We start from the raw sequence: 17,846 nt of genomic DNA, 5'->3' as shown, positions 1-17,846 counted from the left end.
CTGAACTCGTTGCCAAAAATGGTCTTCAAGGGCGGCGCGCTGATCGGTTGCGACCTCGGCACCCTGAACTTCGCCAAGATCAAGGGCAGCCACACCGCCATGAAATCCGGCATGCTCGCCGCCGAGGCCGTGGCCGATCGCTTGTTCGCCGAGTCCGAAGGCGGTGATGAACTGACCGCCTACGTCGACAATTTCAAGAACAGTTGGCTGTACGAAGAACTGTTCGCCAGCCGCAACTTCGGTGCGGCGATCCACAAGTACGGCGCGATCGTCGGCGGTGGTTTCAACTGGCTCGACCAGAACATCTTCGGCGGCAAAATACCGTTCACCCTGCACGACAACAAACCGGACTATGCCTGCCTCAAGCTGGCGGCCGATTGCAAGAAGATCGACTACCCGAAACCGGACGGCAAGCTCAGCTTCGACAAACTCAGCTCGGTGTTCATCTCCGGTACCAACCATGAAGAAGAACAACCCTGCCACCTGAAGCTGACCGACCCGAGCATTCCGATCAGCAAGAACCTGCCGCTGTACGACGAACCGGCCCAGCGTTACTGCCCGGCTGGCGTGTACGAAGTGGTGACCAAGGAAGACGGCGAGAAGCGCTTCCAGATCAACGCCCAGAACTGCGTGCACTGCAAGACCTGCGACATCAAGGACCCGGCGCAGAACATCACCTGGGTGTCGCCGGAAGGCGCTGGCGGGCCGACTTACCCGAACATGTAAGCCGACACGCTGAACATCGAGGCTCCCGCAATGGGGGCCTTTTTGTTGCCTGCCATTCCAGGAACACCACAACCCAATGTGGGAGCGAGCTTGCTCGCGATGACGTCAGCCCATTCAACATTGATGCAAGCTGAACCGCCGCTATCGCGAGCAAGCTCGCTCCCACAGGTGAACATCACAGGATCAGGCGGCGCGCTCTTCCCCGGGGTTGCGCTCGAAGTAGCGTTTGTACTCCCGACTGAACTGCGACGGGCTCTGATACCCCACCTGATGCGCCACCTGGGCCACGCCCATGCCCTCGATGAGCAGCAGCCGCTGGGCCTTGAGCAGGCGCAACCGCTTGAGGTACTGCACGGGCGAGAGCAAGGTGCTGCGCTTGAAATGCTCATGAAACGTCGAAGCGCTCATGTTGGCGCAACTGGCCAGTGTCTCAACGTTCAGCGGCTCGGTGAAGTGCGCATGCAGATGGCTCAAGGCAGCGGCAATCCGAGCGAACTGGCCCTGCTGCTCCACCAGCGCCCGCAGCACATCGGCCTGGGGCCCGCGCAACGCGACGAACAGCAACTCCCGCAGCCGCGCCTGGCCCATGACCTGGCGCTCCAACGGATCGTGCAAGCAGCGCAACAAGCGTTCGACACATCCACGCATGGCGTCATCGAGCACTGCGCAGGTCATTGATTCCGGCGTCTGCGGCGCCAGGTTCCGACCCGGTACCAGCCCCATGGCCAACACCAGTTCCCCCAGCATCGCCCGATCGATCGCAACGGAAACCCCAAGCAGTGGAGCATTGGGCATGGCGTAGGTTTCGCATTCGAATGGCACCGGCAAGGCCTGGATCAGATAATGCCCGGCGCCATATTCCAGCGTGCGCGGCCCCAGATACGCCAGTTTGCTACCCTGGGCAATGATCACCAGACTCGGTTCGTAGAGCTGCGGGCCACGCGCGACGTCCTGGCTGGCCCGAAGCACATGTACGCCGGGCTGTGGCGTCGGGACGAAACCGTCGCGGGTCGCCAAGGGTTCTATCAATGAGACCAGCGTAGCGTTGGCATCGAGATGGCGGGTCAACAACATGGCGAAAACTTCACGAAAAAAGGGATGAAACCATCATCGCAGGTCTGGCGCCACATAGGATCAAATCCTGGCCAAGACCGGAGGATTAGGCATGACAGGCGGAGGAATTACCATCGCCGCCTGCCGCCAGGACTCCCAGAATGAAACCCTCACCGTTCACTGCTTTAGCGAGGTTCATCATGTACACAGCCATCGGATATGCCACCCAATCGCCCACCGCTCCCCTCGCCCCGATGAAGTTCGAGCGCCGCAGCCCGCGAGCCGACGATGTGGCGATCGACATTCTTTACTGCGGTGTCTGCCACTCCGACATTCACCAGGCCCGCAACGAATGGGGCATCGCCGTTTACCCGCTGATGCCCGGCCATGAAATCATCGGCAAAGTCACCGCCGTCGGCGCGGACGTCACCCGCTATAAAGTCGGCGACCTGGTGGGCGTTGGCTGCATGGTCGACTCCTGCCGCGAGTGCGAAGCCTGTCGCGCCGACCTGGAACAATACTGCTCCCAGGGCATGACCCAGACCTACGCCAGCCCGGATCGCATCAGCGGCGGCCACACCATGGGCGGCTACTCCAACAGCATCGTGGTCAAGGAGCACTTTGTGCTGCGCATCCCGGAAACACTTGACCCGGCCGGCGCAGCGCCGATTCTCTGTGCCGGTATCACCACCTACTCGCCCCTCAAGCACTACGGTGTGAAGGCCGGCGACAAGGTCGGCGTGCTGGGCATGGGCGGTCTCGGCCACATGGGCATCAAGTTCGCCAAGGCCATGGGCGCCGAAGTGACGTTGTTCACCCGCTCGGCCAGCAAGGCCGAAGAAGCCCGTCGCCAGGGCGCCGACCATGTGATCGTGTCCACCGACGCCGAGCAGATGGCCGCTGCCGCCGGACGCTTCCACTTCCTGCTGGACACCATTCCGGTGCAGCACGACCTCAACCCCTACCTCAGTACCCTGCGGTTCAACGGTGTACACATCCTGGTGGGCCTGATCGAACCGATCGATCCGCCAGTCCATGCGGCCAACTTGATCATGGGCCGTCGCGTCCTGGCCGGCTCGTTGATCGGCGGTATCGCCGAAACCCAGGAAGTGCTGGACTTCTGCGCCGAACACAACATCAGCTGCGACATTGAAATGCTCGACATCCGCCAGATCAACGAGGCCTACAGCCGCATGATCGCCGGAGACGTGAAATACCGCTTCGTCATCGACATGGCAACGCTCAAGGCCTGAGGTTCGTCAGACCTTGGCGCCTAGCTCCGCCGATAGCCGGGCTGTGACCCCTTTGACCAGGGGAATCAGCTCGGCCATCTTTTCCAGGGGCATGTACGGCACGGTGCTGGCGATGCTGATACCGGCGACGATGCGCTTGCCGGCGTCACGGATCGGCGCCGCCACACAGCGAATCGACGGTTCATTGTCCTCCAGATCGAAAGCGTAGCCCCCCGCCACGTACTCCAGCATCCGTTGCTGGAACTGCTCCCAGGATTGCTCCTGATGCTGGGGCCAGAACTGATTTTTCCCACCCGCCGGCAGGCTGATTTCATACAGCCGCTTCCATTGTTCCTGAGTGTCATCGAGCATCAGCGCCTTACCGATCCCGGTGCGCGCCAACGGCATGCGATGGCCTACGCGCGAACGCATTTCCGGGCCGTTACGCCCCGGATTCTTCAGCAGGTACAAGACTTCGTCGCCCTCGCGAATCGCCAGGTGAACGGTGTCCCCGGTCAGCGCCGACAGCTCGTCCAGGTACGGCCCCGCCAAGCTTACCAGTGGCAGTTCTTCCCGGGCCTGGAAGCCCAACTCGATCAACTTCGGCCCCAGCAGGTAGCCTACTTGCGGCACCACGCGCAGGTAACGCTCGTCCACCAGGCAACTGGCCAGGCGATGGGTGGTGCTGCGGGTGGTGCCGATCAGCCGGGCGATTTCCTTCAAGTCACGGGCGCCACTGGCGACCGCCTGGACCACGCCCAGACCACGCAGCAATGTCTGCGTGCCTGTCGGCGCGGCGTCCTTGGTGATTTTTGGATCGTCTTGCTGCATAGCCGGCCTTCAACAGTGAGCGGGGAACGGGCGGCATTATGGTCGCCCGCCCCGTCGGACTACAACTCGATGCGCTCGACCTTCCCCACCAGCAGGATGTAGGACAGCGCGCCAGCCAATGCCAGGACAGAGATATAGGTAATGGCCGGGGCGAACGAATCGCCGCTGGCGAGGAAGCCAATCACGATCGGCGTGGCGATGGCCGCCAGGTTACCGATGAAGTTGAACACCCCGCCGGTCAACCCGAGCAATCGTGCCGGCGCCAGGGTCGACACCAGCGACCAGGTGATCGACGCCAGGCCATTGCCGAAGAACGCCAGGGCCAGGAAAGCGATCACCAGCGGCGTCGACTCGACAAAGTTGGCGCCGATGATCGAGGTCGAAATCAGCAGCCCGCCAATGATCGGCAGCTTGCGCGCGAACCCCACGGTGGCGCCGCGACGAATCAACCAGTCGGAGAAGAACCCGGAGCACAGCACGCCGACAAACGCCGCGAGGAACGGCAACGACGCCAGCAAGCCGGACTTGATGAAGTCCATGCCGCGATACTTCACCAGGTAGGTGGGGAACCACGTCAGGAAAAACCACAGCGTGGAGTTGAGGCAGAACTGCCCCAGGTAAATGCCCCACAACTTGCGTTGCGTCAGGACGATGCCCAGGTCGGACCAACTGAATTTCGCCTTGGCCTTCGCCGTATCGGCCTGGATATCCACCAGCCCGCCACCCTCGCGGATCAGCTCGATTTCGGCGGCATTGGCGCCTTTGAAATCCCGGGGCTCGCGGTACACCGCGTACCAGATCACCGCCCAGAGAATCCCCACCGCGCCGGTGGCGACAAACACCATGTGCCAGCCAAAGGCGTGTTGCAGCCAGGCCAATACCGGCGTCAGGAAGGCCAGCCCGACAAACTGCCCGGAGGTGTAGAAACCGATGGCCGTGGCCCGCTCGCGCTCGGGAAACCAAGTGGTCACCACGCGACTGTTGATCGGATAAGCCGGCGCTTCCAGGGCACCGACCGCCATGCGCAGCACGAACAACGCGATGAAGCTGGCGGCGAACCCCAGCATCACCGTGGCTGCCGACCACAGCAGCAATGCCACACTATAGAGAATGCGCGGCGGCACCCGATCCACCAGCCAGCCGCCGGGAATCTGCATGGCGGCGTAGGTCCAGCCGAATGCCGAGAAAATCAGCCCGACGTGGATGGGGTCGATGCCCAGGTCGCTGGTCAGCGCGGGGGCGGCAATGGAGAGGTTGCTGCGGTCCAGGTAATTGATCACCACGGTGATGAACAGCAGGACCATGATGAAAAAACGCTTGCGGCTGGGCGTCACCAACGACGCCTGCGCGCTCAGGGTGTGCGCTTGCATGTGAGGTGCCTCTTCTTATGTTTATTGAGGAAACGGGCGCATCGAAGAAGATCTCCCTGCTTGCGAAGATCAAATTGTGGGAGCGAGCTTGCTCGCGATGAGGGTGTGTCAGTTGGCACATGTGTGACTGATACATCGCCATCGCGAGCAAGCTCGCTCCCACAGGGTCAGGCGTGACTCACCACTCGGCAAAACTGCCATCGGCATGGCGCCAGATCGGGTTGCGCCAGCGATGGCCGATGGCCGCGCGTTCGATGACGTATTCCTCGTTGATCTCGATGCCCAGGCCCGGGCCATTGGGGATCTTCACGAAGCCCTTGTCGTAGTCGAACACCTGCGGATCCTTGATGTAGTCCAGCAGGTCGTTGCTCTCGTTGTAGTGGATGCCCAGGCTTTGCTCCTGGATGAACGCGTTGTAGCAGACCGCATCCAGTTGCAGGCACGCCGCCAGAGCGATGGGGCCCAGCGGGCAGTGCAGCGCCAGCGCCACGTCGTAGGCCTCAGCCATGTTGGCGATCTTGCGGGTTTCGGTGATGCCACCGGCGTGGGATGCGTCGGGCTGGATGATGTCCACGTAGCCTTCGCTGAGCACGCGCTTGAAATCCCAACGGGAAAACAACCGCTCGCCCAGGGCAATCGGGGTGCTGGTCAGCGGCGCCAGTTCCTTGAGGGCTTCATAGTTTTCGCTGAGCACCGGCTCTTCGATGAACATCAGTTTGTAGGGGTCGAGTTCCTTCATCAGCACCTTGGCCATCGGCTTGTGCACCCGGCCGTGGAAGTCCACGCCAATGCCGACGTTCGGTCCGACCGCATCGCGCACCGCCGCCACGTTGGCCAGGGCCAGGTCGACTTTTTCGAAGGTGTCGAGAAACTGCAGCTCTTCGGTGCCGTTCATCTTCACCGCCGTGAAGCCCCGCGCCACTGCCTCTTTCGCCGCGCGAGCGGTGTCCGCCGGCCGGTCGCCGCCGATCCACGAATACACACGGATCTTGTCGCGCACCTGGCCGCCCAGCAGGTCGCTGACCGACACGCCCAGGGCCTTGCCCTTGATGTCCCACAACGCCTGGTCGATGCCGGCCAGGGCGCTCATGTGAATGGCCCCGCCGCGGTAGAAGCCGCCGCGATAGAGCACGGTCCAGATGTCTTCGATGTTGCGGGGGTCTTTGCCGATCAGGTAGTCGGACAACTCCTCGACGGCAGCCGCCACCGTGTGGGCACGGCCTTCGACCACGGGCTCGCCCCAACCGGTCACGCCCTCGTCGGTCTCGACCTTGAGGAAGCACCAGCGCGGCGGAACGATAAACGTGGTCAGCTTGGTGATTTTCATCTTGTTGTCTCTCTTGTCAGATGCAGCGCGCGGGGCGCTGGAAAAGTCTTCAGTTCAAGGCGTTCCATGCGGCTACATAGGCCTTGGCGCGCACCGCCACTTCATCCGCTGTCAGGCCCGGCTTGAACAACCCGGAACCGAGGCCGAAACCCTTGACGCCGGCTTCGACGAACACCGCCATGTTGTCCGGCGTAATCCCACCCACCGGCACCAGCACGGTCCCGGCCGGCAGCACTGCGAGCCAGGCCTTGACCACCGCCGGGCCCATTTGCTCGGCGGGAAACATCTTCAGCACATGGGCGCCTTCGGCCAGTGCGGCAAAGGCTTCGGTGGGCGTGGCGACGCCTGGCGACAGGTACAAGCCCGCCGCCTTCGCCGCACGCAGCACCTTCGGATCGCTATGGGGCATGACGATCACTTGGCCACCGGCGGCTTTCACCTGTTCCACCTGTTCCGGCGTCAGCACGGTGCCGGCACCGATCAGGCAATCGGCGGGCAAGGTACTGCGCAGGATGCGAATACTTTCGTACGGTTCGGGGGAATTGAGCGGTACTTCGATGACGCGAAATCCGGCGCTGTACAGTACCTCGCCAATGGCCGCCGCCTCTTCGGGACGCAGGCCACGCAGGATCGCGATCAGCCCGTTGTGCGCCAGTGCTTGTGTGAGCATGTCAGACCTCCAGTCAGGTTCAGGGGGCGGTGGAATCGAGCAACCCGGCCGCCACGGCCAGTTGCCACAAACCGCGTTCGGTGGCCTGTTCGGCCAGGACCACCCGGGCGAAGCCGCAGGCGTCGAGGGCCCGTTGATAACGGACACAGAGTTGGGAATTGCCGATCAGCACCACCGTCGGCAGGTGCAGGCTGACGCGGCGTCGGCGTTGTACCTGGGCCAAGGCCGTCAGCTCATGGCCAATCAACAGACCCGAGAGGTAGTCCGCTTGGGCACTGGCGCTCAACTCGCCGGTCAAGCCCAGGCTGCGGGCGCTGAACACGGTGGACAATGGGCCGATCTGGCCGTCCTCCGACAACGCCACTTGCACGCCGCGATCAAAGGCCACGCCATCGAAGGTCGCACTCCGTTGCTGGGTGCGGCCGAGAATGCTGTGGTCACTGAGCACGGCGAAGATCTCGCCGGTCATGAAGGTATCGAAATGCACGATGCGGCCATCGGCCACTTCCACCCATTTCGAATGGCTGCCCGGCAGACCGATCAGCACCGCTTCGTCCGGCAGGCTGGCCAACGCACCGAGCACCTGGGTTTCTTCGCCGCGCATGACATTGGGCAAGCGTGAACGCTGAATCACGCCCGGCACGATGTGCACATCGACACCGCGAAGGCTGCGAACGGTTTGTAGGGAATGTCCGAGATTGGCGACGTTGGCGGGTGTGTCGCAGTACGGCGCTTCACGCCAGCCCTGAGCACTGCCGACCATGCCGCAGGCAATGACAGGCAAGCCTGGCTGGGCATCGAGCCAGTCGCCGCAGGCCTCGTCGAAGGCCAGCTCGAAACCGTCGATGCACATCTGGCCGGCCACGTTTCGTGGCCCGGAGGGCAACTGCATGATCCCCGACGACAGCGAACGCTGCTCGAGCACCTCGCCACCGGCTGCGAGTTTGTAAGCCCGTAATGAGGTGGTCCCCCAATCGAGCGCGATCAATTGCGCCTGCATCCGCTTCACCTGTTTTGTTTTTTGGCAGTGAGTGAGACGGACTATAAACCTGGGGGCAATTAAATCTCAATATATAAATATCACTCCCATATATTGGGATAAAAATACATTGCCTATAAAGCCAATCGCCATCCGCCCAAGACCCTGCTACGTTTTCTGACCGGACACCAGACAACAGGGAAAAAGTGATGGGACAACTGCTGAAAATCCTCGGCCGCACGTCTTCGATCAACGTCAGAAAAGTGCTGTGGACCTGCCAGGAACTGGACATCGCCTACGAGCGCGAAGATTGGGGCATCGGCTTTGCCTCGACCCAGGAACCGGCATTCCTGGCCTTGAATCCCAATGCCCAGGTGCCGGTGATCATTGATGAGAATGGCGTGTTCTGGGAATCCAATACCATCTGCCGCTACTTGGTGGGCAAGCATGGGCCCAGCGATCTGCTACCTGTCGAGCCTGCCGCCCGGGCGCGGATCGAACAGTGGATGGACTGGCAAGCCACGGAGCTCAACCCATCCTGGGGCTACGCCTTCCACGCCTTGGTGCGCAAGAATCCGGACTTCCAGGACCCGCAGCGCATCGCCGCCGGCATCAAGGGCTGGAACGAGAAGATGGGGTTGCTGGAGCAGCAGTTGAACCGCACCGGCGCCTACGTGGCCGGTACGGCGTTTTCCCTCGCGGACGTGCTCATCGGCCTGTCCGTACACCGTTGGCGCCAGGCGCCCATGGAGCGTCCCGACTATCCGGCCGTGGCGGCCTACTGCAAACGCCTCGAGCAACGACCGGGGTTTGCCGAGTACGCGTCTGCCGCACACTCATGAAGTGCTCAGTGGCCGTTAGCGAAATCCCTTAGCACCTTGCCGTCCATTCGGTAGCGCACCCACTCTTCCTGGGGTTGCGCGCCGAGGGATTTGTAGAACTCGATGGCCGGTGTGTTCCAGTCCAGCACGCTCCATTCAAAGCGACCGCAATCGTTGTCGCAGGCGATCTTCGCCAGGTGGCGCAACAGCGTCTTGCCCGCCCCGCCACCGCGCTGCTCAGGCGTGATGTACAGGTCTTCGAGGTACAAGCAGTTGCTGCCCAGCCAAGTGGAATAACTGAAGAAAAACACCGCGAAACCAATCGGCACGCCATCACGCAGGCAGATCAACCCGTGGGCGGTCGCGCCTTCGCTGAACAGGCTGCGCTCGATGTCGGCCACACTGGCGATGACTTCGTGGCGGGCCTTTTCGTAATCGGCCAACTCGGTGATGAAGGCAAGGATTTGAGGCGCATCACTGGGTTGCGCAGGACGGATCTGGATCGACATGAACAGGCCTTGTAGCCAATTGAAAGCGCCATACTAAGCCGCTGCGCGACGCTCGTCACATACCGATCCAACTATTTGATCGCCGACGCAAGCTTCTTTCAAAAGTGCCATTCGTCGCGCCCAAGGCACCAACCCCAAGCCACCACGGCCCAAGATCAGGTAAGCATTCTGAAAAATGGAGGCGACACCATGATCACTTCAAGGCTGACTGCATTCACACTCGCCACGCTGCTGTCTTCGGCGGCTTTCGCGGCTTCCACTTCCGGCACCGGCCCCACCGACCCGGTACAGGCGCCCAATTCTCCAGCCACGCAAGGCCTGCCCAAGTTGAACACCGACGGCACCGGCGGCGGCCTGAACAATGGCCAGCCACCTGCCACCGGCACCGATCCCCGCGTGCAGGGTAATGACATGGGGCGCCAGGGCGGCATGAATACGCCTGACTCCACCGCCCCTGACAACGCCGAGACCGGCGTGGGTTCGAAAACCACGACCGGTGGCTCGGGCTCCGAAGGTGGCGCTGCCAGCCAGTAAGCAGCCTCTGCCCGGACATTTGAGGAGGAAAATCCCATGCCTCGTGGAAGCAAAGACAAATACACCGCCGAGCAAAAACGCAAGGCCGAACACATTGAAAAGAGTTACGAGAAAAAAGGCGTGTCGGAGAACGAAGCCGAGGCACGGGCCTGGGCGACGGTGAACAAGCAGTCCGGCGGCGGCGAACGCTCCGGTGGTTCGGGGAAGACCAAACCGGCTGTGGAAAAGAAAACCGACCGCAAGGAATCGGCCCGCCGCGCCGCCAAGACCCGCGAAGGTCACCCGCGCAGAAGCAAGGCCTCCCATGGGACCCAGACGGTGGACAGCCTGATGAAGGAGGCCCGGGCGAAAAACATTCCCGGACGGTCGAAGATGCGCAAGCAGGAATTGGTCGAAGCGTTGCGCAAAGCGGGGTGATCGTTGGCGTCAGGGAGGACGCCATCGCGAGCAAGCTCGCTCCCACACAGGAGCAGCGGTGTGCCGCGATGTTGTGCCGGACTCAAAAACCTGTGGGAGCGAGCCTGCTCGCGAAAGCGGTGGGTCAGTTTGCATCAATACTGAATGCACCCCCGCCTTCGCGGGCAAGCCCGCTCCCACATGGAATCGGCGGTGTGTCGCGATGTTGTGCCGGACACAAAAACCTGTGGGAGCGAGCTTGCTCGCGAAGGCGGTGGGTCAGCTTGCATCAATGCTGAATGCACTCCCGCCTTCGCAGGCAAGCCCGCGCCCACATGGGATCGGCGGTGTGTCGCGATGTTGTACCGGACACAAAAACCTGTGGGACCGAGCCCGCTCGCGAAAGCGGGGGTCAGTTTGCATCAATACTGAATGCACCCCCGCGTTCGCGGGCAAGCCCGCTCCCACATGGGATCGGCGGTGTGTCGCGATGTTGTGCCGGACACAAAAACCTGTGGGAGCGAGCTTGCTCGCGAAGGCGGTGGGTCAGCTTGCATCAATGCTGAATGCACTCCCGCCTTCGCGGGCAAGCCCGCGCCCACATGGGATCGGCGGTGTGTCGCGATGTTGTACCGGACACAAAAACCTGTGGGACCGAGCCCGCTCGCGAAAGCGGGGGTCAGTTTGCATCAATACTGAATGCACCCCCGCGTTCGCGGGCAAGCCCGCTCCCACATGGGATCGGCGGTGTGTCGCGATGTTGTGCCGGACACAAAAACCTGTGGGAGCGAGCTTGCTCGCGATAGCGGTAGATCAGTCACAAATGATCTTCAGCGTTGCTTCAACCGGTCAATCACCACCGCCAGCAACAGGATCGAGCCGCGGATGACGTATTGGTAGAAGGTGTCGATGTTCTTCAGGTTCATCGCGTTCTCGATGATCGCCAAGATCAACACCCCGGCGATAACGTGGCGAATCATGCCGATGCCACCACTCAACGACACCCCACCCAGCACGCAAGCCGAGATCACGGTCAATTCGAAGCCCTGGCCGATCATCGGCTGGCCCGAGGTCATGCGCGACGCCAGGATGACCCCGGCCAAGGCGCCGATCAAACCATGTACGGCGAAGATGATGATCTTGGTGCGATCGACGTTCACCCCCGCCAACAACGCCGCTTCCTGGTTGCCGCCGATGGCCATGGTGTTGCGCCCGTAGGTGGTGTAGTTCAGCAGCCAGCCGAAAAACAGGAAGCAGACGATGGTGATCAGGATCGGCACCGGCACGCCGAACAATTGGCCGTTGCCGAACACGAAGAACGATTCCTGCGAGACACCCACCGCCTTGCCGTTGGCAAAGATATAGGCCAGGCCACGGACGATCTGCATGGTCGCCAGGGTGGTGATCAAGGCGTTGACCCGCAGCTTGGCGATGACGATGCCGTTGATCAGGCCGACGATCAGCCCCATCGCCAGCGCCGCGCTGACGCCGAGGAACACGCTGTTGGTGTCGCGCATCACCACCGCCGCGACCACGCCGGCACAGGCAATCACCGAACCGACCGACAAGTCGAAATGCCCGGACGCCAGGCAATACAACATGGTGCACGCGGCGATACCGGTGGTGGAAATCGCCAGGCCCAGGCCGCGCATATTCAACGGCGACAGGAAGTTGTCGATCATCAAGGTGCAGAGCACGAAGATACCGATGGCCGCCAGCAGCATGACCCAGTCATCCAGGAAACGGCGCAGGTCCAGGGGTTTGCGTGCCGTTGGCAGTGCATTGTTTTGAATGGTCATGATTTACCTCTCAGTTCGCCGCGTCGGCAACGCGTTGGCGCGGCAGCGCCAGTTGCAGCAGGTTGGATTCGTTGGCCTGGTCACGCGACAGCTCGCCGCGCATGGCCCCTTCGCAAAGCACCAGGATTCGGTCGGAAATGCCCATCACTTCCATCAGGTCGCTGGACACCACAATCACCGCGATGCCATCGGCCGCCAGGTTGTGGATAATCTGGTAGATCTCCGCCTTGGCGCCGATATCGATGCCACGGGTCGGTTCGTCCAGCAGCAGGACTTTCATCGGCATCGACAGCCAGCGACCGAGAATCGCCTTCTGCTGATTGCCGCCGGACAGGTACATGATTTTCTGGCTGGCCGCCGGGGTCTTCACTTTCAGCGACTTGATCTGCTTGTCGGCATTGCCCCGCTCCCAGTCGCCGCGCAGCAGGCAGCCGAGCGCGGAATGAGCCGGACGGGCGCTGATGTTGATGTTCTCGCCCACGCTGCCCAGCGGGATGATGCCTTCCTTCTTGCGATCTTCCGGGCACAGCAGCACGCCAGCGGCGATGGCATCCCGTGGCGAACGCAGCTTCAATTCCTTGCCGTGCAGCACGAGGCTTCCCTCGCTCTGGCGCTCCAGGCCACTGAGCAAGCGAAAGAGCTCGGTACGACCGGCACCGACCAGCCCGAACAAGCCAAGGATTTCACCCTTGTGCACCTGGAAACTCACCGGTTCGCGCAAGCCCGGCCCCTGCAGGCCCTTCACCTGCAGCGCCACATCGCCGCGCTCCCGAGGGCGGTAATCATAAATGTCCTGGATATCGCGACCGACCATGCACGTGACCAACTGATCGTGGGTCAGCTCGCTCATGTTTTCGAAGGTCCGGACATAACGACCGTCCTTGAATACCGTCACCGCGTTACAGATACGGAACACTTCTTCCATGCGGTGGCTGACGTACAGCACCACTTTGCCCTCGTCGCGCAAGCGAGCGATGATCGCCATCAAACGGTCGATTTCCCGGGCCGACAGGCTACTGGTGGGTTCGTCGAAGGCAATGACGTGGGCGCCACGGGACAAGGCCTTGGCGATTTCCACCAATTGGCGCTGGCCGAGGGACAGGCGACCGACTTTTTCCTGCGGGTCGATTTCGTCGGCCAGGCCTTTAAGCAGCGTCAGCGCCTGCTGGCGCAGCACGCCACGGTTGACCAGGCCGAAACGCGCCGGCAAATGGCCGAGAAACAGGTTTTCGGCGACGGTCATTTCCGGCACCAGGTGCAGCTCCTGGTGAATCACCGCCACCCCGCTGGCAATGCTGTCGGCGGTGCCTTTGAAGGCCATCGTCTGTTCGCCGATCTGCAGGTCACCGCTGCTCGGGATGTAGGCGCCACCGAGGATCTTCAGCAACGTGGACTTGCCCGCGCCATTCTCGCCCATCAAGGCATGCACCTGCCCCGGATGCGCGACGAAACTGATATTGGCCAGCGCCTGCACGCCGGGAAAGGATTTGCCGATCCCGTTGAACCGCAAGCTACCGCCGATGTTGTGTTGCAGTGTCGCTGTTTGCGCTTGCATAACCACCTCGAACTTACAGAGATCAAGCGACCCCGCCACTCATGTGGCCAGGGCCGCTTTTGAATCAACCGACCGTCAGTTCCACAGGCCGATCTTTTCCAGCTCCTGCTTGAAGTTCTCCCGGGTGATCAGCGTCACCTCGTCCATGGCGGTGTACTTCGGCGGTTCCTTGCCGGTGGTGATCCACTCGTACATCATCTCGGCGGTCTTGTAGCCTTCGATGTGCGGGCTTGGCAGCATCGAACCGAAGAAGCCGCTGTCGGGCTTCTTCAATTCACCAATGGCGTCGGTGCCGTTGATACCGATACCGATCACATTGGCCGCCTTGAACCCGGCCGCTTCGGTAGCGCGCACGCCGCCCAGCACGGTGTTGTCGTTCATGCCGCCGATGATCAGGTTTTTCGCGGCGCTTGGCAGCTTCACCAACGCCGAGTTGGTGGAGTCCATGCTACCGGGTACGTCGAGGGTCTTGAGTGCCGAATAAAGGATGTGGTCTGCCGGCATCCCGGCCTTCTTCAGGGCATCGACCGAACCGTCGGTGCGCTTCTTGCCGGTGTCCAGTTCGTTGAAGGTGTTAATTACCGCGTAGGTATCTTTCCACTCCCAGTTGCGCTTTTTCGCTTCAGCGGCCATGGCGGCGCCCTGCTTCTGGCCCACCTCGAACGCGGCCATGCCCAGGTACGGCACGTCCTCCATGAATTTGCCGTTGGCATCGACGAACCGGTCGTCCACGGCAATCACCTTGAGATCATTGAGCTTGGCCTTGGCCATGATGGCCGGGCCGAGGGACACGTCCGGCGGGCAGATCACAAAGCCCTTGGCACCGTTGGCGGCCAGGCTGTCGATGGCCGAGAGGGTCTTCTCGCCGTCAGGCACGGCGATCTTGATCAACTCGAAGCCTTTGTCCTTGCTCGCCTTCTCGGCGAACGCCCATTCGGTCTGGAACCAAGGCTCCTCGGCCTGCTTGACCAGGAAACCGATTTTTACGGGATCGGCCGCCAGCAAGCTGCTGCTGAGACTGACCGCAGTTACCGCCAGGGCGGCGCGACACAGGGAACGGATCCCACGACGATGATTCATAGTTGACTCCTTGTTTTTTTTATTGAAAGCCAAACGTCCAGGGTCTGCTCCACCGACGGTGGAAGTGCGCAGGCTGGGCGGTTACATCAAGTTGCTACACAGCATAGGCCTAAATAGTCATATCGTATGATGATTGGATTACAGACGAAGTTTCCCACTGCAATCCAGGCATATTCAGTCGTGGTACATGACCGAACGTCCTCCATCGATGGTGATGCATGAGGCATTGATAAACGGTGCTTCGTCACTGGCCAGGAACACGGCCGTCATTGCCACTTCGATCGGTTGCCCGATGCGGCGTGGCGGGTGCAGATCCCGTGCACGCTGGCGTTCGGCATGGGGGTCGGCAAAACCATTCCAATAGTCGACGTTCAGTTGGGTTTCGATGTAGCCCGGGGCGATGGCGTTGACCCGTATGCCCTTGGGGGCGTACTCGATGCCCAGGGCGCGGGTCAGGCCGAGCAGGCCATGCTTGGCCACCGGGTAAGGGAAACAGCCGGGAATGATGTAAGAGGAATGGGTCGAGGCGATGTTAATGATGCTGCCCACGCCCTGCTCGATCATCTGTGGCAACACCGCCTTGCAACCGTACCAGGCCCCATCCAGGTCGATGGCGAAGCAGCGGCGCCAGTCCTCTTCGGTCATTTCCAGTGGGTCACGGAAGACATTGACGCCCGCGCAGTTGACCAACACATCGATGCGCCCGTGCAGCTCGACGGCACGACGGGCCATGGCCTGCAAATCCTGCTGCTTCGACACATCGGCCTGCAGTGCGTGCACATCGGCGCCGCGTTCACGCCAATGGGCGGCTACCGCCTCGACCTTCTGCGCCTGGATATCACTGATCACCAGCCGGGCCTGTTGCGAAGCGAATGCCGCGACGATGGCTTCGCCAATGCCCTGGGCGGCGCCGGTCAACAGCACCACCTTGTCCTTCAGGCGTTCGCCCTTGGGTGGCTCCGGCACGGGTGGCAAGACCAAGGGCTCAGCCATGGCTCAGGACTCCTGTCCCCAGGCACGACAAAAACCGGGCATCCATGGATGACCGGCGCGAAGGCGCTTGAAAGAACAGTGGCCGGCGTACGCCGCCGGGGCGTACGGGGAAAGATCGTTGCATCACTTCACCTGTCTTGTTTTTTTAGTGTGAGTGCGTATTGCCGATGGAGCCGACTATAAACCCGGCCGCCAAACAATCTCAATATATATATTTACATCCCATATTTTGGGATTCAACCAGCAAACCTTGTACAGGCCACGCCAGGCACGTCGACACGCATCGACAGCACGGCACCGTCCAGCGGATGACCCAATGGGCTCGCCGCGCTGGTGATGTACAACGTCTTGAGGTCTTCGCCGCCGAATACACAACTGGTCGGGCGGCTGACGGGCAATTCGATCACCCGATCAACCTGCCCGTCCGGGGTCAGCCGCAACAGGCAACTGCCGTCCCAGCGGGCGTTCCAGATATGCCCTTGGGCATCCATCGCCGAGCCATCCGGACCGCCACGCGGATGCGAGCCGAACCAGACCTCGGCAGGCGCCAGGTTGCCTTCCGGGTAAATGAAGTGCCGATACAACGTGCCATCCAGGCTGTCGCCGAAATACACCGTGGTGCCATCGGGGCTCCAGAGCAAGGTGTTCGGGATGCCCAGCCCGCGCAACAAGGGCAAGACCCGGCCATCACTCGCGACGCGAAACAGGCCGCCAGACCGATGCTCGATCGGCAAGTCCTCGCCTTCGGCACCGAGGTTGTTCTGCATCGTGCCGAGCCAGAGTTGACCCAGGGGGTCGCAACGGGCCTCGTTGGCGCGATTGCCTGGCTGGGGGTCGGCCATGCACAGCAATCTCAGGCGCGGTTCCAGGCCCGGCGAATCAAGATCGAGGCGGTAGACGCCACTGCTCAGGGTCACCAGCGCGTCGCCACTTTGGGTCGGTATAAAGGCGGAGACATGCTCGGGCATCTGCCAGATCTCCACATTGGCGCCGATCAGCCGCAGGGCCTGCTTGCCGGCGATATCGACCCAATACAACGCTTGGGTCGGTGCATCCCAGAACGGCCCTTCGCCCAATTTCGCCCGGTGTTCCGTCACAGCCGTCCACTTCATTGAAACCTCCCGTTCCCGACTTGCCCGGCGGCGTCTGTTCGACCCGCCATGACATTGGGGTAAAAGCGTTTGATCGCCAGGTCAGCGTTATCGATCAGGGTCATGCAGGCCCAGACACCCCGCGCCGCGTCACGGGCGGCGATGGCGTCGGCGATGTCCTTGTGGATGGGCAAGGTGCGGCGCAGCTCATCCGGGTCGGCCGCCGATACCTCGAATGACACCGCCAGCAGCGCCCCCAGGGCCGGGACCATTTGTTCGATGAATTGATTATGGCTGGCGGCCAGAATGCACTCGTGGAAAAACTGGTCCGCGCGGTTGTAATCGGTGCCGCTGTCCACCGCCCGTTCCAGCGCATGGTAGGCCAGGCGGATCGCCTGCACCTGATCGGCGGTGGCCCGCTCGCAGGCCCAGCGCACCGCCATCGGCTCGATGGTACGGCGCAGGTCCAGCAAATCATCGACGAAGTTTTCCGGCAGGCCGCTGCGCGACAGCCAACCCACCACTTGGGGATCGAACAGGTTCCAGCGGCGCACCGGCAACACCCGCGTGCCGACTTTCGGCCCGACCTCCAGCATCCCCTTGGCCACCAGGGTCTTGATCGCCTCGCGAATCACCGTGCGACTGACGCCCAGTTGCTCGCCCAAATCCGCTTCGACCTTGATGGTTTGCCCAGGCTTGACCTGGCCGGCGGCTATCCAGCCCCCCAGCCAATCGACGGTCGATGCATGAAAACTGCTGGACATGACAACCCCGCGGGCCACTCTTATTGGAGGCTCACGCTAATCATCATACGATTGGGTGTCAATTTTAATTTGACTTGACCACTGTGGGAGCGGGCTTGCTCGCGAAAGCGGTGGGT

General features: G+C 61.8%; 18 protein-coding genes. 5 read left to right on the top strand and 13 right to left on the bottom strand.

What is annotated here, in order from left to right:
- The coding region (locus BLO80_RS16985) for an electron transfer flavoprotein-ubiquinone oxidoreductase (RefSeq protein WP_175459513.1) at positions 1 to 726 on the top strand (726 nt) is incomplete at its 5' end.
- A gap of 183 nt (positions 727 to 909) precedes the next feature.
- Here BLO80_RS16985 and BLO80_RS16980 read toward each other — a convergent pair.
- Positions 910 to 1,800, bottom strand: coding sequence for an AraC family transcriptional regulator (locus tag BLO80_RS16980; RefSeq protein ID WP_092328237.1), 891 nt, complete (start codon positions 1,798 to 1,800; stop codon positions 910 to 912).
- Between the two features lie 179 nt (positions 1,801 to 1,979).
- On the opposite strand from BLO80_RS16980, the gene BLO80_RS16975 reads away from it, so the two are divergent.
- Positions 1,980 to 3,032: an NAD(P)-dependent alcohol dehydrogenase gene (locus BLO80_RS16975; protein WP_092328239.1), complete on the top strand. Its 1,053-nt coding sequence runs from the start codon at positions 1,980 to 1,982 to the stop codon at positions 3,030 to 3,032.
- A gap of 6 nt (positions 3,033 to 3,038) precedes the next feature.
- On the opposite strand, the gene BLO80_RS16970 is transcribed toward BLO80_RS16975, so the two are convergent.
- From BLO80_RS16970 to BLO80_RS16950, 5 genes are all read right to left on the bottom strand, one after another.
- The gene (locus BLO80_RS16970) at positions 3,039 to 3,842 is read right to left on the bottom strand and encodes an IclR family transcriptional regulator (protein ID WP_072406290.1); all 804 of its coding nucleotides are present in this window, start codon (positions 3,840 to 3,842) and stop codon (positions 3,039 to 3,041) included.
- A gap of 59 nt (positions 3,843 to 3,901) precedes the next feature.
- Entirely contained in the window at positions 3,902 to 5,212 is a 1,311-nt protein-coding gene (locus BLO80_RS16965; RefSeq protein WP_092328241.1) for an MFS transporter, read from the bottom strand.
- 178 nt (positions 5,213 to 5,390) lie between these two features.
- Positions 5,391 to 6,539: a galactonate dehydratase gene (gene dgoD / locus BLO80_RS16960; RefSeq protein WP_003179439.1), complete on the bottom strand. Its 1,149-nt coding sequence runs from the start codon at positions 6,537 to 6,539 to the stop codon at positions 5,391 to 5,393.
- 49 nt (positions 6,540 to 6,588) lie between these two features.
- Positions 6,589 to 7,209: a 2-dehydro-3-deoxy-6-phosphogalactonate aldolase gene (locus BLO80_RS16955; RefSeq protein ID WP_003204208.1), complete on the bottom strand. Its 621-nt coding sequence runs from the start codon at positions 7,207 to 7,209 to the stop codon at positions 6,589 to 6,591.
- A gap of 19 nt (positions 7,210 to 7,228) precedes the next feature.
- Positions 7,229 to 8,209, bottom strand: a complete 981-nt coding sequence (locus BLO80_RS16950) for a 2-dehydro-3-deoxygalactonokinase (RefSeq protein ID WP_092328242.1) — start codon at positions 8,207 to 8,209, stop codon at positions 7,229 to 7,231.
- Between the two features lie 188 nt (positions 8,210 to 8,397).
- Here BLO80_RS16950 and BLO80_RS16945 point away from each other — a divergent pair, with 188 nt between their 5' ends.
- Entirely contained in the window at positions 8,398 to 9,030 is a 633-nt protein-coding gene (locus tag BLO80_RS16945; RefSeq protein WP_092328244.1) for a glutathione S-transferase family protein, read from the top strand.
- Between the two features lie 5 nt (positions 9,031 to 9,035).
- Here the strand turns inward: BLO80_RS16945 and BLO80_RS16940 are convergent, their stop codons facing one another.
- A complete protein-coding gene (locus BLO80_RS16940; RefSeq protein WP_092328245.1) occupies positions 9,036 to 9,518 on the bottom strand; it encodes a GNAT family N-acetyltransferase in 483 nt (160 codons plus the stop codon).
- Between the two features lie 189 nt (positions 9,519 to 9,707).
- Here BLO80_RS16940 and BLO80_RS16935 point away from each other — a divergent pair, with 189 nt between their 5' ends.
- Together BLO80_RS16935 and BLO80_RS16930 are read left to right on the top strand one after the other, a co-directional pair.
- Entirely contained in the window at positions 9,708 to 10,052 is a 345-nt protein-coding gene (locus BLO80_RS16935; protein WP_092328247.1) for a hypothetical protein, read from the top strand.
- Between the two features lie 36 nt (positions 10,053 to 10,088).
- Complete coding sequence (locus BLO80_RS16930; RefSeq protein ID WP_092328248.1) at positions 10,089 to 10,469, top strand: Rho termination factor N-terminal domain-containing protein; 381 nt, start codon at positions 10,089 to 10,091, stop codon at positions 10,467 to 10,469.
- 809 nt (positions 10,470 to 11,278) lie between these two features.
- On the opposite strand, the gene araH is transcribed toward BLO80_RS16930, so the two are convergent.
- The 6 genes from araH to BLO80_RS16890 form a co-directional block, all read right to left on the bottom strand.
- Complete coding sequence (gene araH / locus BLO80_RS16915) at positions 11,279 to 12,247, bottom strand: L-arabinose ABC transporter permease AraH (RefSeq protein ID WP_025214842.1); 969 nt, start codon at positions 12,245 to 12,247, stop codon at positions 11,279 to 11,281.
- A gap of 10 nt (positions 12,248 to 12,257) precedes the next feature.
- Positions 12,258 to 13,802: an L-arabinose ABC transporter ATP-binding protein AraG gene (gene araG, locus BLO80_RS16910; RefSeq protein ID WP_092328254.1), complete on the bottom strand. Its 1,545-nt coding sequence runs from the start codon at positions 13,800 to 13,802 to the stop codon at positions 12,258 to 12,260.
- 75 nt (positions 13,803 to 13,877) lie between these two features.
- Positions 13,878 to 14,882, bottom strand: a complete 1,005-nt coding sequence (locus BLO80_RS16905) for a substrate-binding domain-containing protein (RefSeq protein ID WP_060741245.1) — start codon at positions 14,880 to 14,882, stop codon at positions 13,878 to 13,880.
- A gap of 174 nt (positions 14,883 to 15,056) precedes the next feature.
- Positions 15,057 to 15,875: an SDR family oxidoreductase gene (locus BLO80_RS16900; protein ID WP_092328256.1), complete on the bottom strand. Its 819-nt coding sequence runs from the start codon at positions 15,873 to 15,875 to the stop codon at positions 15,057 to 15,059.
- Positions 15,876 to 16,111: 236 nt separating this feature from the next.
- Positions 16,112 to 16,987, bottom strand: coding sequence for an SMP-30/gluconolactonase/LRE family protein (locus BLO80_RS16895; protein ID WP_092328257.1), 876 nt, complete (start codon positions 16,985 to 16,987; stop codon positions 16,112 to 16,114).
- Positions 16,984 to 17,730, bottom strand: a complete 747-nt coding sequence (locus BLO80_RS16890) for a FadR/GntR family transcriptional regulator (protein ID WP_092328259.1) — start codon at positions 17,728 to 17,730, stop codon at positions 16,984 to 16,986. Before BLO80_RS16890 ends, BLO80_RS16895 begins: the two co-directional genes overlap by 4 nt.
- Between the last annotated feature and the right edge of the window lie 116 nt (positions 17,731 to 17,846).

The organism is Pseudomonas sp. NFACC56-3, assembly GCF_900100025.1.
Taxonomy (GTDB): domain Bacteria; phylum Pseudomonadota; class Gammaproteobacteria; order Pseudomonadales; family Pseudomonadaceae; genus Aquipseudomonas; species Aquipseudomonas fluorescens_AA.
Note: the sequence above shows the minus strand (reverse complement) of the source record. Positions and strands in the feature narration are given on the sequence as shown.